A 23,707-nucleotide genomic window follows, 5' to 3' on the forward strand; every position below is an offset into this window, starting at 1 on the left:
TATGACAACCACCCGTTTTGCCCCGTCGCCCACCGGTTACATCCACGTGGGCAACCTGCGCACCGCCTTGATGAACTATTTGATCGCCCGCAAGGCGGGCGGCACGTTCATCTTGCGGATCGACGACACCGACCCTGAGCGGTCGAAAGAAGAATATGTCGACGCCATCAAACAGGACATGGAGTGGCTGGGTCTGCATTGGGACCGGGTTGAGCGTCAATCGGATCGTCTGGACCGTTATGCCGAAGCCGCAGACAAGCTGCGCGAGATGGGCAGGTTCTATGAGGCGTTTGAGACGCCCACCGAGCTGGACCTCAAGCGCAAGAAGCAACTGAACATGGGCAAGCCGCCGGTTTATGACCGCGCCGCGCTGAACCTCTCGGATGCTGAGAAAGAGGCGCTGCGGGCCGAGCGTGGCAGCGGCGTCTGGCGCTTCAAGCTGGATCACGAGCGGATTGAGTGGAATGACGGCATTCTGGGCGACATCTCGATCGATGCGGCATCCGTGTCCGATCCGGTTCTAATCCGTGGCGACGGTCAGGTTCTCTATACGATTGCGTCTGTGGTGGATGACACCGAGATGGGCGTCACCAGTGTAGTACGCGGCTCGGACCATGTGACCAACACCGCGACCCAGATTCAGATCATCGAGGCGCTGGGCGGTACCTGCCCGCGCTTTGCGCATCACTCGTTGTTGACCGGTCCGCAAGGAGAGGCCCTGTCAAAACGTTTGGGCACGCTGGCCCTGCGTGATCTGCGTGAACAGGGCGTGCAGCCGATGGCCTTGCTGAGTCTGATGGCGCGTCTTGGATCGTCTGATCCGGTTGAGCTGCGCTCGGACATGGCGGAACTGATTGAAGGTTTCGATGTGAACCGTTTTGGGGCCGCGCCGACCAAGTTCGATGTGCAGGACCTGTTCCCGCTGACGGCAAAGCATCTGCAGTCCCTGCCTTTGGCCGACGTGGCCGAGGCCGTGGCTGATGCTGGTGTTCCTGCCGATCTGGCTGAGCCGTTCTGGGCGATGGCACGCGAGAACATCACCACTTTGGCTGATCTCAAGGGTTGGTGGGAGCTGTGTCGCGATGGGGCTGAGCCGCTGATCGCGGATGAGGACCGTGAGTTTATCGCCGAGGCTATGGCGCTGCTGCCTGAAGGTTCGTTCGATGGCGAAACCTGGGGCAAATGGACCAGCACAGTGAAAGATGCGACCGGCCGCAAGGGCAAAGGGCTGTTCATGCCGTTGCGTAAGGCGCTGACCGGCATGGAGCGGGGGCCTGAGATGGCCACTCTGTTGCCACTGCTGCAGGTGATCCGCGCAAAAGCTTGAACGTATTGCAGAGAATGAGGAAAGGCGGGGTCATTCGATCCCGCCTTTTTCTATGCGTTCTGCACAATCCGGGCTGAGAGACGGCTGAGACGATCATCCACGAATTCGGTCTCAACCGATTTCAACTGTTGATGGCGCGGGTATCGGGGCTCGGCCCGGTCGTTCAGGATTGGCGCATCCCATCCATCTGTGGTGGCGAAGAAACGATCCGCGCCGTCTTCACCAAATGCCCGCAGGTATCCCTGCACGACCACATCAATGTAACTCAGTAGCAATGGGTGGTGATTGCTTGGAGCGTTGTGCCGGTCAAGAGGCACAGCGTAGACTGCAATCTCGACCTCGTGCTTCAGGGGGTGCGTGACGGCGTGTGTGGCGGGGACGCGGTCATAGGCCCATTCCCGTTCGTCCAGTGCGACCCAATCGTTTTTCGGCACATGTGCAATCATGCCTTCGATCTCGGACGCGGGGTCCGAAACTGCCGTCAGAAAGGCGACCGGTCGCAGGTCAGTGTGTCTCCACGCGCGCCGCCAACCTTTTAGCCGGGCAGGATGCGGATCGGGAAAGTCATGGGTCGACAGGTTCACAAGGCTGCCGTAGCCAAAGAAATAGGGATCTGCCATTGGCCTGCGCGTCCTTTCCTGACGATTGATGTATGTCAAACCGCTTTTATGCCGGACATGCAATAAGTCTGCATCTTGAAACTTGGGAGGTCACGGTGCGGATAACCAAACGGACGAACATTGCGGTGCGGCTGCTGATGTATTGTGCAGCGCATCAGGAAAGGCTGGTCACCAAGTCTGAGATTGCCGAAGTGTGCAATATTTCCGAGAACCATCTGGCACAGGTCATCAATCAACTAAGCCAGTTGGGTTATCTTAGCACCCAACGCGGTCGTAACGGCGGTATGGTACTGGCCCGACCGGCCGAACAGATCCGTATCGGATCAGTCTTTCGCCATGTCGAAGGCAACTTGCCGCTGGCCGAGTGTTTTGCGGATGCCGACAACACCTGCCCGTTGACGGATGCATGTCGATTGCGGGTGGCACTACAGGACGCGGCTGAGGTTTTCTATGCCTCGCTGGACGAGATCACACTGGACGCCCTGATCTGCGACAACGATCCTTTACTGCAGATCCTGCAACCTGTTGCCTGCGCGCGCGCTGGTTAATCACTGGCACGCAAGATGCGGGCAGGGCGGACGGCCAGGGGTCGCAGGGCAAAGATCAGCCCTGCGCCGAGCGTCACGATGATGCCCGCCAGAACAATTCCGATTGCGGACGGCCAGATCACCGAGAATTTCGTGTCGAAAATATAGGTGGCAACGGCCCACCCCCCCAAAATGCCGGTCAGAAGGGCAACGCCACCAGCGGCCGCACCCAACAGCGCGGCGCGCAGGGCAAAGCTGAACAGGATGCGCCGCCGGTCCGCGCCGAGTGTCTTGAGGATCGCAGCTTCGTAACGGCGGGCGGGTTCCCCGGCCGCGGCAGCACCGATGAGGACCAAGAAACCGGTCAACAGAGAAATACCCGCGCCGTATGACGTGGCCGCTGCGATGCCCGCCAGCAGGCCCGAGACGCGGTCAATAGCGTCGCGCACCCGGATCGCCGTTATGTTGGGGAACTTCCCGGCCAAATCGCGCAGAATTTCCGTCTCGGCCTGTTTTTCGGCGTAGACCGTCGCGATAAAGCTGTGCGGGGCACCTGCAAGGGCCGATGGATTCATGGACATGATAAAGCCCATACCGGCGTTTGAGAAATCAACCTCGCGCGTTGATGTGAGTTCTGCGGTAATGTCCCGGCCCAAAATGTTCACTGTCAGTTGGTCGCCGAGCTTCAGGCCCATTTCTTCGGCTTCTTCAGCTGCGAAACTAACCTGCGGCGAACCGGTATAGTCTTCTGCCCACCATTCGCCCGAGGTTATGCGCGCGTTTTCGGGTTGCCGGGCAGAATAGGTGACGCCCCGGTCCCCATCCAGAACCCAATGATCGCCTGCCACTTCGCGGGCGGGTTTGCCGTTGATCTGTGTGATGATCCCGCGCAGCATCGGTGCGCTTTCGATCCGGCTGACGGCGGGGTCGGTGGTCAACCTGTCGTTAAATCCCGGCATCTGGTCCTTCTGAATGTCGACGAAGAAGTAAGACGGGGCAACGTCCGGCAAGTCGCCGGAAATTGCATTGCGCAAGGTGCCGTCGATCTGTCCAACGGCCGCCAGAACCGAAAGCCCAAGACCCAGAGACAGTACAACGGATGCAGCGCCCTCGCGTGGGTCGGAAATGGCCGACAAGGCCCATCGAAGGGCCGGGCGCCCACGCGCTGACGGAGCGCTGAGCCGGGCCAGCCGGCGCACCGCGTAGGCCGCAGCGGACAGCAGCAGCAACGCGCCCACCAACCCTCCGGCGGTCCAGAACGTCAGACGCGCCGAGCCGCTGAACCAAGCGGCTGATGCGATCAGCAGCGCGAGGCCGGAACCAGTTGCGATGAGGTATACCCCTCGTGGAACCGCACGCGCCGAGGTCAAAGCATCCCGAAACAGGGTCGCTGCGCGGACGTCTTCGGTGCGGGCAAGGGGCCAGAGCGTGAACAGAAAGGCCGTCAGTAAGCCGTACAACGCTGCTTCGGCAAGCGGCGCCGGATAAAATGAGAAAACCGCGGGTACAGGCAGCCGGGCTTCAATCAAGGGGGCCAGCAGCAGCGGCAGCAACCCGCCCAAGGCAAGGCCCAGCAAGATGCCGATCCCGGACAGGACACCGATCTGGATCATATAAGTTTGGAATATTGTCGCCTTGTCAGCGCCCAATGTGCGCAGTGTCGCGATGGTCTCGGTCTTTTGGGACAGATAGGCGCGCACGGCTGCGGAAACTCCGATGCCGCCGACTGCAAGGCCTGATAACCCGACCAGAACCAGAAATGCGCTGAGCCGCCCGACAAATTCCGCAATGCCGGGCGCACCGTTGCGAGCGTCAGTCCATCGCATACCGGTGCCCTCAAAATTCTGACGCGCTTCTACCGCTAGATCTTGCAGATCGGTTCCTGATGGCAGGGCCAGGCGGTATTTGGTGGAAAACAGAGTTCCCGGGGCCAACAGGCCGGATGCTTGCAAGTCTTCGGTCCGCACCAGCGTGCGAGGGCCCAGACCAAAGCCATCTGCCGCTCCGTCCGGTTCATGGATCAATGCGGCAGTCAGGATGAACTCTTGCGTCCCCAGTGCAAAGCGATCTCCGACGGAAAGACCCAACCGGTCAATCAGCGACGGATCCATTACTGCGCCGGGAAGTCCTCGATGTGTCCCTAAAGCTGCCGGCAGAGGCAGAGCAGGCTTCAAAACCGGAGATCCCAATAACGGGTAGGTGTCGTCGACCGATTTAACCTGTGTCAGCGCGCGTTGCGTTTCAGCGCCCTGCTCAGCAACAGCCATCGAGCGAAAATCGACCACCTCAGAGACAGCTATTCCGGTCTGGTCCATCCAGGCGCGTTCGTCATCTGTGGCAAACCGGTAGGTGAATTCCAGTTGCGCATCCCCGCCCAACAGGGCCGCGCCTTCTTCGGCCAGTCCAGCCTGGATCGCGTGGCGCACCGATCCAACTGCTGCGATTGCGGCGACACCCAGCGCAAGACACGCGAGGAAAACGCGAAACCCATGCAGCCCGCCCCGAAGTTCACGGCGTGCCAGCCGCCCGGCCAGCCGAAGGCTCATTCCGCGGCCTTTTGCTGGCTGTCTTCCGAAATCCGCCCGTCGCGCAAGCGCACAACCCGATCGCACCTGCGCGCCAGACTATGACTGTGGGTTACAAGCACCAGAGTGGCGCCGTGTTTGTCGCGCAGGCCGAACAATAGATCGACGATAGCCGCGCCGTTCGTTTCGTCCAGATTTCCTGTCGGCTCGTCCGCCAGCAAAATCTGCGGACGCGGTGCGGCAGCGCGGGCCAGCGCAACGCGTTGTTGTTCGCCGCCCGACAATTGCGCCGGATAATGATCGCGGCGATGCGACAGGCCAACCGCGTCAAGTTCTGCCGCGGCGCGTTGAAACGCATCCTTGTGTCCCGCCAATTCCAACGGCGTGGCCACATTTTCCAGGGCAGTCATGGTTGGGATCAGATGGAAGTTCTGAAAGACGACCCCCATCGCATTGCGTCTGAAACGGGCCAGAGAATCCTCATCCATGCCAGTCAGATCCTGGCCAAGAGCTGTGATCTTGCCCGCGCTTGCCTGTTCCAACCCGCCCATCAGCATCAACAGCGAGGATTTGCCAGACCCGGACGGCCCGACAAGCCCAAGCGTTTCGCCTTTTGCGACGGTCAGGGTAATATCGTGCAGGATATTGACCCGGCCGGCATTGCCATCCAGCGACAAAGCGGCATTTTGGAGCGAAAGAACAGGTGTCGTCATTGGTAGTTCCAAAAGGAGGCGGTCATTTTGGGATATGGAGTGGTTCAAAAAATGCGCAAGGCTCTGATGGCTTTACTGTTTGCGTGTTGCGGCTTTGCCGCCACAGCGGAACCGTTGGTCATCGCGGCCCTCGGGGACTCGCTGACACAAGGATACGGGCTGCCAGAACAGGACGGGTTCGTACCACAGTTGGATCAATGGCTGAAGGATCAGGGCGCAGACGTGCAATTGATCAATGCCGGAGTTTCAGGGGATACAACGGCCGGTGGCGCGGCGCGCGTCGATTGGACGCTGACGCCCGACGTGGACGCGATGATTGTGGCGCTGGGCGGGAACGATCTGTTGCGCGGAATCGACCCGGCTGTGTCGCGCGCGAACCTTGAGACAATCGTAACCTCTGCCCGGGCAGACGAGGTTGAGGTGTTGTTGATTGGAATGCAGGCACCGGGGAATTACGGGGTCGAATACAAGCAGGCATTTGATGCGATGTACCCGGATCTGGCCAAGGCATATCAACTTGTGTTTGCAGAAAGTTTTTTTGAAGGGTTGCAGCCAAACGGCGACCCGAACGCTGTCCGGCAGTTCATGCAACCGGATGGAATTCACCCCAACAAAGAAGGCGTGGCGCGGATCGTAGCTGCGCTTGGGCCTTACGTGTTGGAGTTGGTCGAAACCTCGGCCAAGCAGGATTGAGAAGATGCCCGGGCGATTTTTTCTGACACGGCCAATGTCTGAGATCGCCCAGGCACTGAACGTCCGATGTGATGTGGACCTGCAGCCGCTGCGAAGGAACATTCAACCGGGTCAGGAACTGATCGTTCTGACTGCCCACGGCCTGACACCCATGCGATGGGGCATGATCCCGGTTGGGCGCGTCAATGCGCGCGGTCGGCCTGTGATGGAAACTATAATCAACGCCCGGTCCGAAACCGTCTTTGACAAAACCGCCTTCGATGGCGTTGGCCGAGCCGTTGTTCCAGTCGACGGGTGGTACGAGTGGACAGGCGAAAAACGTCGAAAAACCGCATGGCGCATCGCCTCGGCGGATGGCTCACCTCTGTTCTTCGCCGCGATCACCGACAGTTGGCAGGCTCCGGGCGGTCTGCGGGTTGACCAGTTTGCAGCTGTGACCTGCCCACCTAATGCTGATCTGGAGCCGATACACCATCGAATGGGCGTCCTGCTGGTTCCTGCCGACATAAAGACATGGCTTACAGGAACTGAGGACGACGCCAAGGCGCTGGCGCAACCGTGGCCTGACGGGTTGTTGCAGATCGAAGAGGCGACGGACGTCGACTGGTCCGGGCCGTAACCGCCTCAGACCACCGTGACCACAGTTCCGACCGGTACACGCTCATACAAGTCGATGACGTGCGAGTTTAGCATCCGAATGCATCCGTTTGAGGCCGCGCGCCCGATGGTTTGCGGCTGCGTCGTGCCGTGGATACGGAAATAGGTGTCGACCCCATTCTGAAACAGGTAGAGTGCGCGTGCCCCCAGCGGGTTACCATCACCGCCCGGTTGAACATAATCATTGTCCTTGAACTTGGCGTAAGTCAGCGGTTCACGTTCGATCATCTCGTTCGTGGGGCGCCAGGTCGGCCACTCTTTCTTGACGTCGATCGTGGCTGTGCCGGTGAACTCCAGACCTGCCTTGCCAACGCCGCACCCATAGCGGATCGCCTTGCGCGGTTCTGTGATGAGATACAGGTAGAAGGACCGTGGCGCGACCAGAAGCTGCCCCGGCAGAAATTGTTTCTTGACCCGAACGAACTGGGGCGTGGGGTCGTATTCGACAGCTTTCTTCTTGGCCGAAGCAATGCCGGGTGTCAGGCCAGCGGCAGCAGATGCTGCAAGGAAAATGCGACGTGTGAACATATCGGTTCTCTTAAGGACAACAGGAAAATCGTAAACCAGTGTCGGAATGATAACCGATCTGGTCAATCATCTGCCAAGAGTAACCGTATTGTGATGTAATCGCAGAGACACACTTCTGTTGCAGTTTTGTCCCGCGTGATGTGAAAAGGGCAGAGGTGACCTCTGCCCTTTCATGGCCTTAGGCCAGTGCGATATCGTCGGCGCTTTCGCGGCCGTCACGACCAGCGCGCAGCTCGTACGTGACTTTCTGGTTGTCGGCCAGGCCGGTCAGGCCCGAACGCTCGACAGCCGAGATGTGAACGAAGATGTCTTTGCCGCCATCTTCAGGTGCGATAAAGCCAAAACCTTTGGTGGTGTTGAACCATTTTACGGTGCCTGTGGGCATATCCGTTGTCTCCTGTTTAGTGCTGCCCACGGAGTTGCGGCAGCCCGGCGTCGTTGTCTGTATCGATAGACTGAGCGCCGGAAACGGTGACAGTGGGTCGAAATAGAAAAACGTAAGCCCCATTGATATGGCATTGGGGTGGGCGTGTGACAAGGGATTTTGTACGTTTCGTACAAGGGTTTGAGGGCCAGTTTCCCGATTTGTACAAGAATCCGCCGATGGGTTTGGTTATTAGTTCAATGGCCTTTGATAAGGTGAAGCTATTCGGTCAGCGCGCTGTGTGAGCATTTAGAATCCTCTAACCAAGCCTGTGATCAGGTTGCGGCATGAGCAATTGCCGCGGCATCCGCATTCCCGGAGCTAAGTACTTTTTTGCCGTGTCTATGGCCGATCGATCATCGGATTTGTTGGTGCGCGAGGTGGCGCAATTGCGGGTGGCCATTGCGTTGACGCGTTTGTTGTGGTGCCGGATCATCGGCACGCGGTTTGGACCTTGCCACCGGGAGATGCGGATTTTTCGACACGGTGGCGGTTGATCAAAATTCGGTTTGTGCGTGGCGTCGGCGCGTTCGGTCCGCGGGGCGGGTCGAAAGTTGTCAAACAGGAACGTGGGATTTGGCAACGCAGGTTTTGGGAGCACTGGATCCGTGATGAACGAGATTATCGTAATCACATGGCATATTGCTGGGGTAACCCGGTCAAACACGGGTTCGTAGCGTACCCAACCCATTGGCCGTATTCGTCGATACACCGCGATATTCGTGCGGGTCGCGTTGATCCGGAATGGAGTTGTGGTGTCACCGTAGGGAAGTTCGGAGAACCGTAGGATGGGTGATTTCACCCATCACTCCTCTGAAGAACCTCAGTTTAGAACCCCGACAATCCGCAAAAAAAGCACCCAAAACTATCAGCCATAAATAGTGCCGTTACGTCACGATAGGGGCAGTGGCATGAGCTTTAGTTCGCAAAGCCGCATCACAAAATGACTTTTTGACAGGCTTTTCAAAAATGATGCAGAACGCGGTTTTCTTCCCCGTTGGCGCTTGATCTTTCTTTCATATGTACGCTGCACCGCTGCGGGTGGCCACTCACGGAAATACGGTCCTTGAGCCGACGTCCACCGCACGCTCGGATCGGCCCGCAGCGGAACATTGCAACGAATACTCAGTTTCAAACAATTTCGAGAAATCCAATACGCACGGTGAAAGATATGTTTTTCAAGTCGATCTTAGACCATATTTTCAAATCAGCGGAGCAGGCAAATTCGGTGCCCCAAAAGCTTGCCGGGAAAACGCAAATTGCAAATTCTGGAGCGGTCAACAAAAAAGAACTGACTGTGCTTTTTGGAGATGTTCTGAACGAGAAACAGGTTCGGAGTGGTGAAAACCAACAGCCAGTCGGCCAGTCGCAAAAGTAATTGATTTCCACAAGCTGTTGTAAGGCACAGATAGAGAATGCGCGGACAACCTGACTTATGTTGTGAGAGGCTGAACTCCGACCGGCTGCTTAGGGCTCACAAATGGTCTGGAGAAGCTGAGAAAAATAGCCGCACACACCAGTCAAACCGAATTACCGATATCTATGCTGGTACTCACTCCAAACAGGCTATTTGAGGCCCGGAATCATATTCGTTGGTTCCGGGCTTCAAACATAGTTTTTACCGCGCAAACTTTTTATGTTTCAACCGCTTGGGCTCCAGCGCGTCCGGTCCCAGGCGGCGTTTTTTGTCCTCTTCGTAGTCCTCGAAGTTGCCCTCGAACCATTCCACATGGGCATCGCCCTCGAACGCCAGAATATGCGTGCAGATCCGGTCGAGGAAAAAGCGGTCGTGGGAAATGACCACGGCGCAACCGGCGAAATCGACCAGCGCGTCTTCCAGCGCCCGCAGGGTTTCGACGTCCAGATCGTTGGTCGGTTCGTCAAGCAGCAGGACGTTGCCGCCCTCTTTCAGCAGGCGGGCCATGTGGACGCGGTTACGCTCACCACCTGACAGCAGCGAGACCTTCTTCTGCTGGTCACCGCCCTTGAAGTTGAAGGAGGAGCAATAGGCGCGGGAATTGACCTGCGCGTCACCCAGCTGAATGATCTCGGCACCGCCGGTGATCGCCTCCCACACAGTGTCGTTGTCTTTGAGGTCATCGCGGGACTGGTCGACATAAGACAGCTCGACCGTGTCGCCCAGCGTGATGGTGCCGTTGTCGGGCTGTTCCTGACCGGTGAGCATCTTGAACAGGGTCGATTTACCGGCACCGTTGGGGCCGATGACGCCGACAATTCCGCCGGGGGGCAGGGCGAAGTCCAGCCCTTCGATCAGTTGTTTGTCGCCCATGTGTTTGGACAGGCCTTCGACCTCGATCACCTTGCCGCCAAGGCGTTGGCCGTTGGGGATGACGATCTGGGCGCGGGTCAGTTTTTCGCGTTCGGACTGGTCTGCCAGCTCGTTATAGGCGTTGATCCGGGCCTTGGATTTGGCCTGACGGGCCTTTTGGCCCTGACGCATCCAATCCAGTTCGCGCTGCAGGGTCTTCTGCTTGGACTTGTCCTCACGCGCTTCTTGCTCCAGCCGTTTGGCCTTTTGTTCCAGCCATGCGGAGTAGTTGCCCTCGTAAGGCAGACCCCGACCACGGTCGAGTTCAAGGATCCAGCCGGTGATGCTGTCCAGGAAATAGCGGTCGTGGGTGACGATCAGGATGGTGCCCTTGTAGTCGATCAGGTGTTGCTGCAGCCAGGCGATGGTTTCGGCGTCCAGGTGGTTGGTCGGTTCATCGAGCAGCAGCATGTCGGGGGCCTGCAGCAGCAGTTTGCAGAGCGCGACACGGCGTTTCTCACCGCCCGAAAGGTTGGCGATGTTGGCGTCGTCGGCCGGGCAGCGCAATGCCTCCATCGAGACGTCGATCTGGCTGTCGAGGTCCCACAGGTTCTGGCTGTCGATCTCGTCCTGCAGCTTCGCCATCTCATCAGCGGTTTCGTCGCTGTAGTTCATCGCCAGTTCGTTATAGCGATCGAGGATCGCCTTCTTTTCTGCCACGCCCAGCATGACGTTTTCACGAACGCTGAGGGTTTCATCCAGTTTCGGTTCCTGCGGCAGATAGCCGACCTTGGCACCCTCGGCGGCCCAGGCCTCGCCGGTGAAGTCCTTGTCGAGGCCCGCCATGATCTTCATCAGCGTCGATTTACCGGCGCCGTTGACGCCGACAACACCGATTTTCACGCCGGGCAGAAAGCTCAGGTGGATGTTTTCAAAGCACTTCTTGCCACCGGGATAGGTCTTGGAGACACCCTGCATGTGGTAGACATATTGATAGGCGGCCATGTCGCGTCCTCTGGGTCGGGGAAATCAAGTTGGGCGGTGTGATAGCGGATGGTTGGGATGGGGGCAATCATGAACAATCAGGCCGGATGAAGCCGTCTGCGCAGTTTGCAGGGACGTAGTGCCCAGTGGTTAAAACCAGCGGGTTCCGGGTGCTGGGGATTTCCTCTGTAAGGATTGCTGTATACACACAACCCAAACGGGAGATTGGTAAATGAAGATGAGCAGTTATGTGATAATTTCGATGGCTTTTTTTGCTTTCGGCGCGATCAGTTCAATGGCGGCTCGTGCTGAAAATTTGCCGGACTGCAAGGCGTACAAAGACGCAACTTATTGCTCAACATACAATGTGGCGCAGATGTCGACGTCTCAAATCGAAGGGGGTGATTTTGCTTCTGCAGGTATTTTGACTATGCTTAGTGTTTCGAATACGTCAGATCACGATATCAGGTACTATGTTACCTTTAAGTTCATTCAATCACTTGCAAATATCGAGGAAAAGTTCGCACTGACCGAAGACTACCGACAGCTCAAAAAGTCACTTTTGCACCAGATGCTTAAATATGTAGCTTTGACTGGTGATGAGATCAGAGCTCAAGTCTATTTGGCATACTTGGAATTTTTCATCGAACCGAAGGTGGAATTGCCAAAGAGCGTTAATTATCCTCAGATTGAATGGAAGCAGCAGTCAGCGGATTCCAAGCTTCATATTAAATGTATTGTCGAAAGTGACGTTCCGTTTTTGCCGATGAAAGAGATTGCTGAATCCGCCGAATTCAAAACATGTATGAACGGATAAACCGGAGGTTATTTGTCCCTGAGTGTATTGATATCCAACTGGTGCAAACCTGGCCGTATTGGCTGGATCGGTCTGCGACCTGAGCGTCGTGCGGAGATGGGCGCGGTTGAGGAGGGCATGATCTCCACCAATGGGCTTGATGGCGACCGGGGCCGCGCAGGCAAGCGGGCGGTGACGCTGATACAGCAGGAGCATCTGGCGGCGATTGGGTCATATCTTGGGCTGGGGCCGGTTACTCCGGACATCCTGCGTCGCAATCTGGTGGTGTCAGGGATCAATCTGGCGGCGCTCAAGGGGCGTGAGGTGCAGGTAGGCGAGGCCGTTCTGCGTTTTACCGTTATCTGCGCGCCGTGCAGCCGGATGGAGGAGGCGCTGGGCAAGGGCGGCTATTCCGCCGTGCGGAGGCATGGTGGGTGGTGCGCCGAGGTGGTGCGGCCGGGGCGCATAAAGCTGGGCGATCCGGTTCAACCGGTTGATTGACAACGTTGTCCAGTTCTGAACATCAGCAAGGCATGGATCGTTTTAGCATTCCATACGCGCGGCCCGGGCAGGTCATCGGGCTGTTCGGTGGGTCGTTTGACCCGCCGCACCAGGGGCATGTGCATGTCACGCTTGAGGCGATGAAGGCGTTTGGACTGGATCGGGTGTGGTGGCTGGTGTCTCCGGGCAACCCCTTGAAGGCGCGGGCGCCTGCGCCGCTTGCGCAGCGAATGGCGGCGGCGCGGGCGCTGATGCAACACCCTGGGGTCGAGGTGACGGATATCGAGTCGCTGACAGGAACGCGGGCCACAGCGGATACGTTGGCCGAACTGCGGCGTCTTTATCCCAAAGTGCGGTTTGTCTGGATCATGGGCGCGGATAATCTAGCACAGTTCCATAAGTGGAAAGATTGGCGGTTGATCATGGACAGCGTGCCTGTGGGTGTGATTGCGCGCCCCGGCGACCGGATTTCTGCGCGAATGTCCCCTGCTGCGCGGCTTTATGCCAAGTACCGCATAGATGGGCAGGCGCGGCGTCTGCTGGGGCGCGCCGATGCGCCCGCGTGGTGTTTCGTGAACGTACCGATGGTCGATGTAAGTTCCAGCCAAATCCGGGAGCGCGGAGGTTGGGGCGCTGAGGTGTTGCCGGAATAGCCCCATGCGCGCATAATCCATATCTGTGGTTGTGCGTATTTAATCTGTGAGATTTTATTCGACTTATGACTGATCGATTTTCTCGACGAGGATTTTTAGCAGGGCTGGGGGCGGCTTTGATCCCCTCTGCTGTGCTGGCCGAGGCGCCTTTGGTCTCGTTGCGCCCTCAATTGCGCGGCGACGTGCCGACCGGGGTCGAGCGGCTTGTCCAAGCGGCCGGGTTGCGTGGTGAGGTGGTGTTCGCGGTGGCGGATGTAACAACGGGCACGCAGCTGGAAGAGTTCAGCGGCGATCAGGGGCTGCCGCCGGCAAGCGTGGCCAAGGCGCTGACAGCTCTTTATGCGTTGGATGTCTTGGGATCCGACTACCGGTTCGAGACCGCCCTGATGGCGGATGGACCGATCGAAAATGGTATCCTGAAAGGTGACTTGATCCTTGTGGGAGGTGGCGACCCGCTGCTGGACACCGATGCGTTGGCCAATATGGCGGCGAATTTGCGTGAGGCCGGGATTTCCGAGGTTCAGGGTGCGTTCAAGGTTTATGAGGGGGCGCTGCCTTATGTGTTCAGCATCGATCCGGGGCAGCCGGATCATCTGGGCTATAGCCCTTCCATCAGTGGCATATCGTTGAATTTCAACCGGGTGCACTTTGAGTGGAAACGTGATGGTACCCGTTATGACGTGTCCATGGATGCGCGCAGTGCGCGGTACAAACCGTCGGTCGATGTGGCCTCTATGCAGATTGAGAAACGAAAAGCGCCGATCTACACCTATGAATCCAGCGCACGGCAGGACCGCTGGACCGTGGCGCAAGGGGCGCTTGGGACTGGTGGGGCGCGGTGGTTGCCGGTGCGCAAGCCTGCGCTGTATGCGGGGGATGTGTTCAGGACGCTGGCGCGCGCGAATGGGATCCAGTTGGGTCGCGTACAGGTCATGCGCGAAGCACCGCATGGAACCCCGCTTGTGGTGCATCACAGTGATCCGCTGGACAGTATCTTGCGCGGCATGTTGAAGTATTCGACCAACCTGACGGCTGAGATGGTTGGTATGGCGGCCTCGCAAGCGCGCGGTGCAAATCTGCAAACCTTGGCGGATTCTGCGGCCGAGATGAACCGTTGGGCAACCGAGACATATGGCGCGACGGGGTTTGCGATGGTGGACCACTCGGGTCTAAGCGATGTGTCCCGAATGGCGCCGGGCGCTTTGGTGACAGCACTGGTCGCGGCGAAACAAGCGGGCGCATTGAAACCATTGCTGAAAAAATTCACCCTTGCGGACAGTCAGGGGCGGCCTGTCAAAGATCACCCGATCAAGGTCGATGCCAAGACCGGTACGCTGAATTTCGTTTCTGGTCTTGGCGGCTTCATCACAACTCCGGGCGGCTCGGAACTGGCCTTTGCCATTTTCACCGCTGATGTCGACCATCGGGCCACGATCCCGCGCGCGCAGCGCGAACGACCACAAGGTGCGCGAAGCTGGAACAATCGCTCGCGCAAACTCCAACGCGCACTGATCGAGCGCTGGGGGTCTATGGCCGGAAGCTAAGATCAGGTAGTGTGACGTGCCCGAGCGCCGCGTTCGATCGCGGCGGCATGCAGGCGATCAATGCTCAGCTCGTAACGAATTTCTTCAAGCAGGCGCAGCTCGGATTCCGCCAACGAGCCGTCGGCGGCGGCCACATCACAGGCCAGCGCATAGGCGGTTTCGTTCAGCCGTTCGGGCAGGTTGTCACGGATCAGGCCGAACAGGGCATCCAGCCCGTCTTCTTGTTCAAACAGGTCAAACACGGTTTGCGAAACGCGGCGGGTACGGTCGATGTCATACTCGGCAAAAACCGGCAGCATATTGACCGCGCCTTCGATCTTGACCAGCTCAGCGGTGCGGATGGTCTCATCAGACGCAGAGATTGCAACCATGATCGCTACAAGGCAATCCTGAGGGGACATTGGGTGGGGTACTTGTTCGGTCATGGTGTCGTCCTGATTAGACTTTCTGCGTCAGCACGATAGGAGGGCAAGCGGGCAGGTTCAACGGGTTTCGCTTCGACGAGGCTAGAGAATGGGCAAAGGACCGCGCGTTTTGGTTTGTCGCAATACAAAATTGCTGCGCGTGTCGCGCACAAGCCCGGATTTCAAAAGCCGCTGCATAATGAAGTGCTCAAGCTCTTCTGGCGTCTTGGCATAGACTTTCAGAATGAAATCGTGATCCCCGGTGATCGAGGCGCACTCGACGATCTGAGGTTCGGTTTCAATCAGGCGCAGGAACGCGTTGATGCTGTCCTCCTGATGCTCGCGCAAAGCTACGTGAACGTAGGCTATGGCGTTCAGCCCAACAGACTTGGCGCGTACCTGCGCGGTATAGCCGGAAATGATACCAGCGGCCTCAAGGTCACGCACACGCCGCCAGCACTGAGAAGCGGATAACCCCGTGCGATCCGCAAGGTCCTGCATGGATTGGCGGCCATCCTTCTGAAGCTCTTGCAATATGGCAATATCGGCGGGTTGAAGAGTTTGTCTCATAAATCACGACTCAATGATATATATCTGCCAAATTACTGGAGTTTAACCGATAGTCCAAATCAAATTCTTCAATCAGAGGGCGTATTCTTTTCGTAAGGGAGGAAAAGTGATGCCCAAGTCGACCAAATACGCCGCCAAGGTTGCCGATGCGCGCGGCCATATCGCGTATACGCCGGAAGAGGATGCTGTTTGGGCCGACCTCTACGCGGCCCAACAGGAAAACGTTCAGCGCTATATGGCGCGGGACTACCTGGACGGGCTGCAGCGGCTGGACCTGCCAAAAACCACCGTGCCGTCCTGCGCCGATATCTCTGAGCGGCTTTTGGACATGACCGGCTGGCGGGTCCAACCGGTGCCTGCGCTGATCGGGTTCAAGACTTTTTTCGGCATGCTGGCAGACAGGGTCTTTCCCGCCGCATCCTTTATCCGCTCACGCGAAGATTTCGACTATATCGAAGAGCCTGACATCTTTCATGAGATATTCGGTCATACGCCCTTGCTGAGCGATCCCCGCTTTGCGGCTTTCAGCCATGCTATTGGGAAGGCCGGGGTACAAGCCAGCGACAAGGATTACTCTTGGCTGATCCGACTGTACTGGTTCTCAATCGAATTTGGACTGCGCCGTCAGGATGGTGAGATCAGGGCGCTGGGCTCAGGGCTTGCGTCTTCGCCGACCGAGCTGGTCTATGCCGTCGAGAGCGATATCCCTGATCGGGACCCGTTCGACATTATGACAATCCTGCGCACCCCCTATCGGATCGACATGCACCAGATGGGCTATTTCGTGTTAAACTCACCTGAGGAGCTGTTTGCGGCCGCCGAACGTGATCTGTTGGCGGGTGTGCATAAGGCCCAATCCTTAGGATTGTTGCCCAATAAGTTCCCACCAAAAGCAACCGCAGCGGAGTAAACGGATCATGACCACATCAGGAGAAACCTGCAGTCTGTCGGACCGTACTTGTGTACCCTGTTCCGGCGGTGTCCCGGCTTTGACACGCGATGAGGCTAACACCCACATGGCCGAGCTTTCTGCTGATTGGCAGTTGGATGCAGATGCAATGATGCTGAGCAGGCATTTTAAGTTCAAGGGTTTTGCCAAGGCAACCTATCTAGCAAATCTCTGCGCGTGGTTGGCTGATCAGCAGGGGCATCATCCTGATGTCAGCTTCGGGTGGGGTTATGTGGATGTCAAACTGACGACCCATGAAATCGGTGGCCTGAGTGAGAATGACTTTATCTGGGCTGCCAAACTGGATCAGTTGACCGCTTAAATCGGCCAATCCATCAGGAAATACAGCGCGCTTTATTGACTCATGCTGCACCGGCACAATAGGAGGGGTCGGTCGGTTGCATGGGGCGACTGGTACTGTTTTTCCCGATGGAGCAAATCTGATGTCTGAACTGCGTGAAACCGCAATGTCGTCCAAGGCTTGGCCTTTTGAAGAGGCGCGCCGGTTGCTCAAACGCTATCAGAAAGGGGCTCCGGAAAAGGGATACGTGCTGTTTGAAACAGGCTACGGCCCGTCGGGTCTGCCCCATATCGGCACGTTTGGCGAAGTTGCGCGAACGACGATGGTCAAGCGCGCGTTTGAGGCGCTGTCGGATATTCCGACCAAGCTGATCTGTTTTTCGGACGATCTTGACGGCATGCGCAAGGTGCCCAGCAACGTACCGAACCCTGAGATTTTGGAACAGCACTTGCAGCGTCCGTTGACCTCGGTGCCTGATCCGTTCGGCACGCATGACAGCTTTGGCGAGCACAACAACGCGATGCTACGCCGTTTTCTGGACACATTTGGGTTCGAATATGAGTTCTACTCGGCCAAGGAATTCTACGAGTCCGGACGGTTTGACGAGATCCTGAAGCGTGCGGTTGAGCGTTATGACGAAATCATGGCGATCATGCTCAAAAGCCTACGTGACGAGCGTAAGCAGACCTATTCGATCTTCCTGCCGCTGCACCCCGAAAGCGGGCGGGTCATGTATGTGCCGATGAAAAAGGTCTGCGCAGAGACTTACACCGTGACCTTCGACGATGAGACCGGTAAAGAATGGACCGTTCCCGTCACGGGCGGCAACGTCAAGCTGCAGTGGAAGCCGGATTTCGGCGCGCGTTGGGCTGCGCTGGGCGTTGATTTTGAGATGTACGGCAAGGAACACGCCACGAACGAAAAGATATACGACGCGATCTGTCGTGCGCTGGGTGGCCGCGCGCCCGAGCATTTCTCGTATGAACTGTTCCTGGACGAAAACGGTCAGAAGATTTCCAAATCTTCGGGCAATGGCGTGTCGATCGACGAATGGCTGACCTATGCGCCGACCGAAAGCCTGACTTACTTCATGTATCAAAAGCCCAAGACGGCCAAGCGGATGCATTTTGATGTGATCCCGAAAGCTTATGACGAGTATCATCAGCAATTGCGAGCTTATCCTGGGCAGGATCTGAAGGCACAGCTGAACAATCCCGTCTGGCACATTCATGGCGGGAACGTTCCGGAATCCACCCTGATCGTGCCATTCGCGATGCTGCTGAACCTTGCGTCTGTGTCCGGGGCCGAGGACAAAGAGGCGCTTTGGGGCTTTATCCGTCGCTATGCGCCCGAGGCCACGCCCGACACCCATCCTGACCTGGATCAGGCTGCTGGCTTTGCCGTGCGCTACTTCAACGATTTCGTCAAGCCGACCCGCCAACACCGCGCGCCGACCGATCAGGAACGCGAAGCGCTGGAGGCTCTGAAAGCCGCGCTTGAGGCGTACGATGGCCCGGTCGAGGACGAAGCGCTGCAGTCGGTGGTTTATTCGGTCGGGCGGGAACGGTTCGACCCGATGCGTGGCTGGTTCACGGCGCTTTATGAGGTGCTGCTGGGGGCCTCGCAGGGTCCACGCTTTGGTGGTTTCATCGCCCTTTACGGCGTGCCCGAAACCATCGCACTGATCGACAAGGCTTTGACCGGGGATCTGGCCTGATTTGACCTGAAACCGCATGGGGCTACTCTTTCATCAGGAGGTGGCCCCATGCGTCGTTTACTACTTGCTGTATCACTCAGTGCCGGACTGGCCACGGGCGCGTTCGCCCAAAGTGCCGAGATCGAGGCAAATATTGCGGCGCAGATACAGGCATTCAAGGCAGATGATTTTGCCACTGCCTTTACCTTCGCAAGCCCCAACATCCAGAACTTTTTCGGAACGCCTGAGAACTTCGGAACGATGGTTCGCAATGGCTATCCCATGGTCTGGAGGCCTGCCGATGTTCGCTTTCTGGAACTGCGAGAGGTTGCTGGTGCATTGTGGCAGAAGGTCATGATCACGGATGGCAACGGGCAGGTGCACGTTCTGGACTATCAGATGGTCCAGCAAGAAAACGGCTGGAAGATCAATGGTGTGCAGCTTTTGGGAAATTCAGATCCGGCTGCATGATGCAACACCACCGTCACGGTGATATGAGCGGCGGTTAATCCCTATTCGGTACTCAGGCTTTTGCGTTCGGGCAGCCCCGGACACTGGGTTTGTGCGCGTGGTGACCTGCTGCGCGCGATTGGGAAAGGGATTTCTATGAACAAGGCAATCACCGACGGTATCGTCTTCATGCCACCTGCTTTTGCCAATGGTCTGAGCGTCTGGTCCAGAGGCGACGGGACACCAGGTTCGCCAACCTATAACGGGGCACCGAACGGGGCATTTGTTCCGGCGGATCCGGATTTTGGCGGTTGTCTTGAAATCCTGAAGGTGCAGGCAACCCAACAGCTGCGATATATGGGGCAGACGCCCCTGTTCCCAGGGTGCTATCTGCAGATCAAGGCGCGAGTCAAAGCTATCAGCGGCCCCTTGCCCCAGGTTCGTATTGCGGCCTGGGCTGGCGGGGCCGGCGACCAGCAAGTGGTTGGAGTTGTCGATCAGGGACCGGTCACGCAGCTATCGGGTTATGGCACCGTCCACGAAATCACAGCGATCGTAGGCAATGGTCAACGCTCGGGCGTCGATATGCCCTGGGGCGTTGCAGCGCTTTATGGGCATTTCGGTCTGAACATCGACGGTGCCAATGGGTCGCTCGTTCGGGTCGATGATATCGAGATCTCCGATGTCACCAGCATCTTCTTGCGCGAAATGATCAGCACTGTCGACGTGCGTGACTATGGTGCAATCGGCGATGGCGTCGTCGACGATTCCGTAGCGTTCGAAGCAGCGGATCAGGCAGCTGGCGGTCGCAGGATTTATGTCCCGAAAGGCACCTATCTGCTGGCGCAGAACACGTCGATGTCGTCCGAGATGGATTTCGAGGGCACTATCATCATGCCCGACGACAAGATGTTGCTGCTGACCAAGAATTTCGACCTTCCGGCATATATTGCGGCATTTGGGGACGAAGAACTCGCGTTCAAAAAAGCGTTCCAGGCATTGTTGAACAATTCGGATCATGAATCACTCGACATGGGCGGGCGCAAAATCTCGGTCACAGCGCCAATTGACATGGCCGCTGCCGTTCCGAACCGGCAGGGCGGTTTTTCGACCCGGCGAATCGTCCGTAACGGACAGTTCGATGTCAAAAGCAGCGCGGCCTGGGATACCGAGACCTTCACCTCGGTCGCAACCTACAACCCGGCGGATTCGACCAAGCTGACCAATGTGGAAAACATCGCCAACATTCCAGTTGGCGCGCTGGTGCAGGGCAATGGTGTTGGGCGTGAAATCTATGTGCGCTCCAAAGATGTCGGTGCCGGAGAAATCAGGTTGAATGACCCGCTCTATGATGCGGCGGGGACGCAAACCTTCACGTTCCAGTCGTTCAAATACCTGTTGGATTTCAGCGGCTTCAGTACGTTGCGCAAATTTGGCATGGAAGAGATCGAATTTCAGTGCAACGGTCGCAGCAGTGCGATCCGACTTGCGCCGTCTGGCAGTACCTTCGCGGTGACGAATTGCTTTATCAGCCGGCCCAAGGATCGGGGCATCACCTCGCACGGGACAGGATGTCAGGGGATGCTGATCGACAATTGCCAGTTCCTGTCGACCGAAGAATCCTTCAACGTTTCCGACCGCAAATCCATCGCATTGAACGCCAACGCAAACGATATCAAACTACGGCACAATCGCGCCGTGCGGTTCCTGCATTTTGCTGTGCTGGCCGGATCCAACAACCTGATCTTAGGCAACCACTTTTTCCAGGGTGACAGCATTCCGCAGGGTATCCGCAGTGCCGGGTTGATCATGACCGGGACCTATAACAGCTCGACTATTTCCGAGAATTATGTCGATAATTGCTTTGTCGAATGGACTAACGAGCGGGATGCAAACCCGGTCTACACGAGCGGATACTCCTTCAGTTCGATGACCATTTCGGACAACATCTTTTATGCCAGCGAAGTCGCGCCGTGGTTCAGTCAGATCGTCATTCGCCCTCATGGGGCCGGGCACTATCTGAACGGGGTGGTCGTGACCGGTAATAAATTCCGTTCAAGCAGCGGTCGCATCGACCGGGCCGACCGCGTTGATACCAGTTTTGCCGATCTGAACCACTCGGCGCATCTGAACGTGGTTTTCGAAGACAACACGTTCAATGGCATCAACGCAAAGGTGGAAAACCCGTTGCGGATCCGACGCTCGCAACAATCGGCATCCTCGGTTTGGACCATTCCTTCTGACGGCCGGTTGCCCTTTGGCGGCAAGGCACGCGGGTGCGATGCGGTTACGGTGTTGGGGCCGCTCAGAAATGCGGGCGGGCAGATCGTTCACGCCACGCCCTATGTCGAGCTAGAGCAGGGCGCAAATCAAGACACCATCCAAATGCGCTGGCCTTTGCCCGTCAGTGGATCGGTGTCGGCCATCATGCGTATGGAATACTAAGCGGCGCGTGCCACAGGCTTTCTAGAACGTATTCCAGATTGCCAGCCTGATGCCCGTATTCTTGCGGGCATCATTGCGCTCCAGGCCTAAAACCCATGTGGTGGGGCTGTCCTTGGTGCGGATCATGATCGAGGGCTTGATCCTCCAGTGCAGGGGTTGGTCGCTTTGGTACGCGGTTTCGATCTGCAGCAGGGGGTTAATAAGGCGCGGGGATGACAGGCCTGCAGTAAGGTCCAACTTCCGATATACCGCATCATGCGTTCGAAATTCCAGCGCAGCGTCAATGGCGATCCAACCATCGCCCCAGCCGGTCTGAAACCCCTTGCCGTACGAAAGCGTGGCTTTGTACAAGGCCCAAGCTCGCATCTGGCGATGATGGGCTCCGATTGCAATCTCGGCAGCAAAGCGCCCTGCCTTTTCGAATTCGGCGACAGGCAAGCGGGCAAACACCAGAGCATGCCCATAAATGTCGCGGTGCTCTTCAACGTCCAGGCCAAGGGTTAGCTTCTCTCGCAACCCGTACTCGGCATAAAATGACCCCTTGTAGTCGTATCCGTAATCCGGTTCCTTAAACGCCGTTACGGCAGTCGATACAAAAGCTGCGCCCTTATCCCGCAACCATGCACCAGACCAGGCTGGCGAGGCTGCCAAGAGCAAAATCAAAAGGATCGAAACCCGGCGCATGCGCGCAGCATCTGTCAGCATGGTTAACGGATCGTTAGGATTTCGCCCAAATCTGCAGGAATTCTATGCCGCTGAATGGCAAAGGAAACGCAAGACCTTTTCAAAACCTATGTTAGGTTTGAAACAGATAGAGGAGAATCCAGATGCCGAAGATTGCCAAAGACACCAGCGTCCAGACAGTTATCACGACCTTTGAAATGACGCCCGGCACCTGCCAGGACCTGCTGGAAGCTCTGACGGATGCTTATGCGGAATTCATCTCGAAACAGCCCGGATTTGTCGCCGCGGGACTTCACGTGAATGACGCGCAGACGCGGATCGCCAACTATTCGCAATGGGAACGCCGCGAGGACTTTCTGGCCATGCTGCGCACCACGGAAATGCGCAACCGCAATCGGCAGATTAACGAGCTGTGCAAAAGTTTTGAGCCGGTGATGTATGAGGTGGCCGGGACCTTTGGTGGAGCCTGATCTGAATCAATGCCTAACAGCCTGAGATGGTGCAGGGTTCAGGCGTGAAAACGGAGGTGCGCGTCATGTATCACAATATTCTTGTCCCCATTTCCTTTGATGCCGAAAGGGATATCTCTGGACCGTTGAAGCTGGCCGAAATACTGGCGACATCGGATGCGCAGGTCACGTTGCTGCACGTGGTCGAGCATATTCCGAGCTACGCCATTTCCTACATGCCACCCGAGTATCTGGCCGAAGCTCGCAAGGCGCTGCAGATGGAACTGGACGCGCTTGCGGAAAAACTGCCCAACGCTGAAGGTGTTCTGGTCGAGGGTCATTCGGGGCGGACAATTCTTGACTGGGCAGTCGAACATAAGCCTGACCTGATCATCATGGCATCTCACCGTCCGGGGATGCAGGATCTGTTGCTGGGTTCTACGACTAACCACGTCGTGCGCCATGCGGCCTGCGCCGTTCATGTGGTGCGCTGATCAGGCCAGATGTCGGTTGGGGCAAGGCGCCATGCCTTGCCAAAGCCGCCGTTCAAAACTGCATCGGAAATGGTGAACGTGACGAACCCGAAATCGGTGAAGTCCGCATAGAGCTTGGCCTTGGGGCGAAGGCTCAGATAACGCGTGCGCAGCGCGGTGTGTTTCTCTGTCTCTCTGACGACAAACTGCGCGATGGCGTGTAGCGTCAACCTTGGGTGCGTCAACGGATCGCCTTTATCACCGGGTTCACCAATCAACAGGGCGCAGGCCGGATTGGTGGTCAGTGCTTGGGTGTGGTCGGCCAGGGTTGAGATCAACGTGACCGGATGCCCCTGACCATCCGTTGCTAGTGCCACGCGCGACACAGAAGGCAACGCACTATCGGGGCGCAGCACGGCCAGCGCGCCAAACGTCGCGTTTTCGATCAGATTGCGGGCCATTTGGCAGGCTGTGTCATCAACCGGGCGGTACGGATCGGTGTTGGTCATTGGTGTCTCAGCCTTG

The 23,707-nt window shown here is 57.4% G+C and carries 28 protein-coding genes; 18 read left to right on the plus strand and 10 right to left on the minus strand.

The window, feature by feature from the left end:
• Position 1 precedes the first annotated feature (1 nt).
• Entirely contained in the window at positions 2 to 1,327 is a 1,326-nt protein-coding gene (gltX, locus tag AC2FIS_RS11945) for a glutamate--tRNA ligase (protein ID WP_496773520.1), read from the plus strand.
• A 50-nt stretch (positions 1,328 to 1,377) separates the two neighbouring features.
• Here gltX and AC2FIS_RS11950 read toward each other — a convergent pair whose 3' ends face one another.
• Entirely contained in the window at positions 1,378 to 1,947 is a 570-nt protein-coding gene (locus AC2FIS_RS11950) for a gamma-glutamylcyclotransferase family protein (protein WP_496773522.1), read from the minus strand.
• A gap of 95 nt (positions 1,948 to 2,042) precedes the next feature.
• On the opposite strand from AC2FIS_RS11950, the gene AC2FIS_RS11955 reads away from it, so the two are divergent.
• Positions 2,043 to 2,495: an RrF2 family transcriptional regulator gene (locus AC2FIS_RS11955; protein WP_496723040.1), complete on the plus strand. Its 453-nt coding sequence runs from the start codon at positions 2,043 to 2,045 to the stop codon at positions 2,493 to 2,495.
• On the opposite strand, the gene AC2FIS_RS11960 is transcribed toward AC2FIS_RS11955, so the two are convergent.
• A complete protein-coding gene (locus tag AC2FIS_RS11960; protein ID WP_496773525.1) occupies positions 2,492 to 5,020 on the minus strand; it encodes an ABC transporter permease in 2,529 nt (842 codons plus the stop codon). The genes AC2FIS_RS11955 and AC2FIS_RS11960 overlap by 4 nt on opposite strands.
• Positions 5,017 to 5,712 carry an ABC transporter ATP-binding protein gene (locus tag AC2FIS_RS11965; RefSeq protein ID WP_282120166.1) on the minus strand — a complete coding sequence of 232 codons (696 nt, stop codon included), beginning with the start codon at positions 5,710 to 5,712 and terminating at the stop codon, positions 5,017 to 5,019. The genes AC2FIS_RS11960 and AC2FIS_RS11965 overlap by 4 nt, the downstream gene beginning before the upstream one ends.
• A 51-nt stretch (positions 5,713 to 5,763) precedes the next feature.
• On the opposite strand from AC2FIS_RS11965, the gene AC2FIS_RS11970 reads away from it, so the two are divergent.
• Both AC2FIS_RS11970 and AC2FIS_RS11975 read left to right on the plus strand, forming a co-directional pair.
• A complete protein-coding gene (locus tag AC2FIS_RS11970) occupies positions 5,764 to 6,405 on the plus strand; it encodes an arylesterase (protein WP_496773526.1) in 642 nt (213 codons plus the stop codon).
• A 4-nt stretch (positions 6,406 to 6,409) separates the two neighbouring features.
• Positions 6,410 to 7,024: an SOS response-associated peptidase gene (locus tag AC2FIS_RS11975; RefSeq protein WP_496773527.1), complete on the plus strand. Its 615-nt coding sequence runs from the start codon at positions 6,410 to 6,412 to the stop codon at positions 7,022 to 7,024.
• A 5-nt stretch (positions 7,025 to 7,029) separates the two neighbouring features.
• Here the strand turns inward: AC2FIS_RS11975 and AC2FIS_RS11980 are convergent, their stop codons facing one another.
• Positions 7,030 to 7,590, minus strand: coding sequence for a L,D-transpeptidase (locus AC2FIS_RS11980; protein WP_113792178.1), 561 nt, complete (start codon positions 7,588 to 7,590; stop codon positions 7,030 to 7,032).
• A gap of 178 nt (positions 7,591 to 7,768) precedes the next feature.
• Complete coding sequence (locus tag AC2FIS_RS11985) at positions 7,769 to 7,975, minus strand: cold-shock protein (protein ID WP_058273677.1); 207 nt, start codon at positions 7,973 to 7,975, stop codon at positions 7,769 to 7,771.
• 326 nt (positions 7,976 to 8,301) lie between these two features.
• Here AC2FIS_RS11985 and AC2FIS_RS11990 point away from each other — a divergent pair, with 326 nt between their 5' ends.
• The 3 genes from AC2FIS_RS11990 to AC2FIS_RS12000 all read left to right on the plus strand — a co-directional run bounded on the left by AC2FIS_RS11990 (position 8,302) and on the right by AC2FIS_RS12000 (position 9,392).
• Entirely contained in the window at positions 8,302 to 8,511 is a 210-nt protein-coding gene (locus AC2FIS_RS11990; RefSeq protein WP_369935626.1) for a hypothetical protein, read from the plus strand.
• Positions 8,439 to 8,801: an REP-associated tyrosine transposase gene (locus AC2FIS_RS11995; RefSeq protein WP_496773528.1), complete on the plus strand. Its 363-nt coding sequence runs from the start codon at positions 8,439 to 8,441 to the stop codon at positions 8,799 to 8,801. The genes AC2FIS_RS11990 and AC2FIS_RS11995 overlap by 73 nt, the downstream gene beginning before the upstream one ends.
• Positions 8,802 to 9,176: 375 nt before the next feature.
• Positions 9,177 to 9,392, plus strand: a complete 216-nt coding sequence (locus AC2FIS_RS12000) for a hypothetical protein (protein ID WP_147235343.1) — start codon at positions 9,177 to 9,179, stop codon at positions 9,390 to 9,392.
• Positions 9,393 to 9,632: 240 nt separating this feature from the next.
• Here the strand turns inward: AC2FIS_RS12000 and ettA are convergent, their stop codons facing one another.
• Entirely contained in the window at positions 9,633 to 11,288 is a 1,656-nt protein-coding gene (gene ettA / locus AC2FIS_RS12005) for an energy-dependent translational throttle protein EttA (RefSeq protein ID WP_496773530.1), read from the minus strand.
• Positions 11,289 to 11,499: 211 nt separating this feature from the next.
• On the opposite strand from ettA, the gene AC2FIS_RS12010 reads away from it, so the two are divergent.
• The 4 genes from AC2FIS_RS12010 to dacB all read left to right on the plus strand — a co-directional run bounded on the left by AC2FIS_RS12010 (position 11,500) and on the right by dacB (position 14,761).
• Entirely contained in the window at positions 11,500 to 12,084 is a 585-nt protein-coding gene (locus AC2FIS_RS12010; protein WP_496773531.1) for a hypothetical protein, read from the plus strand.
• 12 nt (positions 12,085 to 12,096) lie between these two features.
• Positions 12,097 to 12,564, plus strand: coding sequence for an MOSC domain-containing protein (locus AC2FIS_RS12015; RefSeq protein WP_496773532.1), 468 nt, complete (start codon positions 12,097 to 12,099; stop codon positions 12,562 to 12,564).
• Between the two features lie 32 nt (positions 12,565 to 12,596).
• A complete protein-coding gene (locus tag AC2FIS_RS12020; RefSeq protein WP_496773533.1) occupies positions 12,597 to 13,217 on the plus strand; it encodes a nicotinate-nucleotide adenylyltransferase in 621 nt (206 codons plus the stop codon).
• Positions 13,218 to 13,282: 65 nt separating this feature from the next.
• The gene (gene dacB / locus AC2FIS_RS12025; RefSeq protein ID WP_496773534.1) at positions 13,283 to 14,761 is read left to right on the plus strand and encodes a D-alanyl-D-alanine carboxypeptidase/D-alanyl-D-alanine endopeptidase; all 1,479 of its coding nucleotides are present in this window, start codon (positions 13,283 to 13,285) and stop codon (positions 14,759 to 14,761) included.
• A 2-nt stretch (positions 14,762 to 14,763) separates the two neighbouring features.
• Here dacB and AC2FIS_RS12030 read toward each other — a convergent pair whose 3' ends face one another.
• Both AC2FIS_RS12030 and AC2FIS_RS12035 read right to left on the minus strand, forming a co-directional pair.
• Positions 14,764 to 15,186, minus strand: a complete 423-nt coding sequence (locus AC2FIS_RS12030; RefSeq protein WP_058273455.1) for a tellurite resistance TerB family protein — start codon at positions 15,184 to 15,186, stop codon at positions 14,764 to 14,766.
• Between the two features lie 81 nt (positions 15,187 to 15,267).
• Entirely contained in the window at positions 15,268 to 15,735 is a 468-nt protein-coding gene (locus tag AC2FIS_RS12035; protein ID WP_496773535.1) for an Lrp/AsnC family transcriptional regulator, read from the minus strand.
• A 109-nt stretch (positions 15,736 to 15,844) separates the two neighbouring features.
• Between AC2FIS_RS12035 and phhA the strand changes: the two genes are divergently transcribed.
• From phhA to AC2FIS_RS12060, 5 genes are all read left to right on the plus strand, one after another.
• Positions 15,845 to 16,645: a phenylalanine 4-monooxygenase gene (gene phhA, locus AC2FIS_RS12040; RefSeq protein WP_496773536.1), complete on the plus strand. Its 801-nt coding sequence runs from the start codon at positions 15,845 to 15,847 to the stop codon at positions 16,643 to 16,645.
• Positions 16,646 to 16,652: 7 nt separating this feature from the next.
• Positions 16,653 to 17,006: a 4a-hydroxytetrahydrobiopterin dehydratase gene (locus AC2FIS_RS12045; RefSeq protein ID WP_496773537.1), complete on the plus strand. Its 354-nt coding sequence runs from the start codon at positions 16,653 to 16,655 to the stop codon at positions 17,004 to 17,006.
• A 121-nt stretch (positions 17,007 to 17,127) separates the two neighbouring features.
• The gene (locus AC2FIS_RS12050) at positions 17,128 to 18,702 is read left to right on the plus strand and encodes a lysine--tRNA ligase (RefSeq protein ID WP_496773538.1); all 1,575 of its coding nucleotides are present in this window, start codon (positions 17,128 to 17,130) and stop codon (positions 18,700 to 18,702) included.
• A 48-nt stretch (positions 18,703 to 18,750) separates the two neighbouring features.
• Positions 18,751 to 19,152, plus strand: coding sequence for a DUF4864 domain-containing protein (locus tag AC2FIS_RS12055; protein WP_496724687.1), 402 nt, complete (start codon positions 18,751 to 18,753; stop codon positions 19,150 to 19,152).
• A gap of 135 nt (positions 19,153 to 19,287) precedes the next feature.
• A complete protein-coding gene (locus tag AC2FIS_RS12060) occupies positions 19,288 to 21,576 on the plus strand; it encodes a glycosyl hydrolase family 28-related protein (protein WP_496773539.1) in 2,289 nt (762 codons plus the stop codon).
• Positions 21,577 to 21,597: 21 nt separating this feature from the next.
• Here the strand turns inward: AC2FIS_RS12060 and AC2FIS_RS12065 are convergent, their stop codons facing one another.
• The gene (locus tag AC2FIS_RS12065; protein ID WP_496773541.1) at positions 21,598 to 22,281 is read right to left on the minus strand and encodes a hypothetical protein; all 684 of its coding nucleotides are present in this window, start codon (positions 22,279 to 22,281) and stop codon (positions 21,598 to 21,600) included.
• A gap of 122 nt (positions 22,282 to 22,403) precedes the next feature.
• On the opposite strand from AC2FIS_RS12065, the gene AC2FIS_RS12070 reads away from it, so the two are divergent.
• Positions 22,404 to 22,730, plus strand: a complete 327-nt coding sequence (locus AC2FIS_RS12070) for an antibiotic biosynthesis monooxygenase family protein (protein WP_058273448.1) — start codon at positions 22,404 to 22,406, stop codon at positions 22,728 to 22,730.
• A 65-nt stretch (positions 22,731 to 22,795) separates the two neighbouring features.
• Complete coding sequence (locus AC2FIS_RS12075; RefSeq protein ID WP_058273676.1) at positions 22,796 to 23,203, plus strand: universal stress protein; 408 nt, start codon at positions 22,796 to 22,798, stop codon at positions 23,201 to 23,203.
• Here AC2FIS_RS12075 and AC2FIS_RS12080 read toward each other — a convergent pair.
• A complete protein-coding gene (locus AC2FIS_RS12080; protein WP_496773543.1) occupies positions 23,188 to 23,691 on the minus strand; it encodes a HugZ family pyridoxamine 5'-phosphate oxidase in 504 nt (167 codons plus the stop codon). The two genes, AC2FIS_RS12075 and AC2FIS_RS12080, sit on opposite strands and share 16 nt — an antisense overlap.
• Between the last annotated feature and the right edge of the window lie 16 nt (positions 23,692 to 23,707).

Source organism: Ruegeria sp. CDSB113, assembly GCF_059611045.1.

Coding starts and splice junctions, on each gene's coding strand:
- gltX (WP_496773520.1), top strand. CDS start 2: ATGACAACCACCCGTTTTGCCCCGTCGCCCACCGGTTACATCCACGTG.
- AC2FIS_RS11950 (WP_496773522.1), bottom strand. CDS start 1,947: ATGGCAGATCCCTATTTCTTTGGCTACGGCAGCCTTGTGAACCTGTCG.
- AC2FIS_RS11960 (WP_496773525.1), bottom strand. CDS start 5,020: ATGAGCCTTCGGCTGGCCGGGCGGCTGGCACGCCGTGAACTTCGGGGC.
- AC2FIS_RS11965 (WP_282120166.1), bottom strand. CDS start 5,712: ATGACGACACCTGTTCTTTCGCTCCAAAATGCCGCTTTGTCGCTGGAT.
- AC2FIS_RS11970 (WP_496773526.1), top strand. CDS start 5,764: ATGCGCAAGGCTCTGATGGCTTTACTGTTTGCGTGTTGCGGCTTTGCC.
- AC2FIS_RS11975 (WP_496773527.1), top strand. CDS start 6,410: ATGCCCGGGCGATTTTTTCTGACACGGCCAATGTCTGAGATCGCCCAG.
- AC2FIS_RS11980 (WP_113792178.1), bottom strand. CDS start 7,590: ATGTTCACACGTCGCATTTTCCTTGCAGCATCTGCTGCCGCTGGCCTG.
- AC2FIS_RS11985 (WP_058273677.1), bottom strand. CDS start 7,975: ATGCCCACAGGCACCGTAAAATGGTTCAACACCACCAAAGGTTTTGGC.
- AC2FIS_RS11990 (WP_369935626.1), top strand. CDS start 8,302: ATGAGCAATTGCCGCGGCATCCGCATTCCCGGAGCTAAGTACTTTTTT.
- ettA (WP_496773530.1), bottom strand. CDS start 11,288: ATGGCCGCCTATCAATATGTCTACCACATGCAGGGTGTCTCCAAGACC.
- AC2FIS_RS12010 (WP_496773531.1), top strand. CDS start 11,500: ATGAAGATGAGCAGTTATGTGATAATTTCGATGGCTTTTTTTGCTTTC.
- AC2FIS_RS12020 (WP_496773533.1), top strand. CDS start 12,597: ATGGATCGTTTTAGCATTCCATACGCGCGGCCCGGGCAGGTCATCGGG.
- dacB (WP_496773534.1), top strand. CDS start 13,283: ATGACTGATCGATTTTCTCGACGAGGATTTTTAGCAGGGCTGGGGGCG.
- AC2FIS_RS12030 (WP_058273455.1), bottom strand. CDS start 15,186: ATGACCGAACAAGTACCCCACCCAATGTCCCCTCAGGATTGCCTTGTA.
- AC2FIS_RS12035 (WP_496773535.1), bottom strand. CDS start 15,735: ATGAGACAAACTCTTCAACCCGCCGATATTGCCATATTGCAAGAGCTT.
- phhA (WP_496773536.1), top strand. CDS start 15,845: ATGCCCAAGTCGACCAAATACGCCGCCAAGGTTGCCGATGCGCGCGGC.
- AC2FIS_RS12045 (WP_496773537.1), top strand. CDS start 16,653: ATGACCACATCAGGAGAAACCTGCAGTCTGTCGGACCGTACTTGTGTA.
- AC2FIS_RS12050 (WP_496773538.1), top strand. CDS start 17,128: ATGTCTGAACTGCGTGAAACCGCAATGTCGTCCAAGGCTTGGCCTTTT.
- AC2FIS_RS12055 (WP_496724687.1), top strand. CDS start 18,751: ATGCGTCGTTTACTACTTGCTGTATCACTCAGTGCCGGACTGGCCACG.
- AC2FIS_RS12060 (WP_496773539.1), top strand. CDS start 19,288: ATGAACAAGGCAATCACCGACGGTATCGTCTTCATGCCACCTGCTTTT.
- AC2FIS_RS12065 (WP_496773541.1), bottom strand. CDS start 22,281: ATGCTGACAGATGCTGCGCGCATGCGCCGGGTTTCGATCCTTTTGATT.
- AC2FIS_RS12070 (WP_058273448.1), top strand. CDS start 22,404: ATGCCGAAGATTGCCAAAGACACCAGCGTCCAGACAGTTATCACGACC.
- AC2FIS_RS12075 (WP_058273676.1), top strand. CDS start 22,796: ATGTATCACAATATTCTTGTCCCCATTTCCTTTGATGCCGAAAGGGAT.
- AC2FIS_RS12080 (WP_496773543.1), bottom strand. CDS start 23,691: ATGACCAACACCGATCCGTACCGCCCGGTTGATGACACAGCCTGCCAA.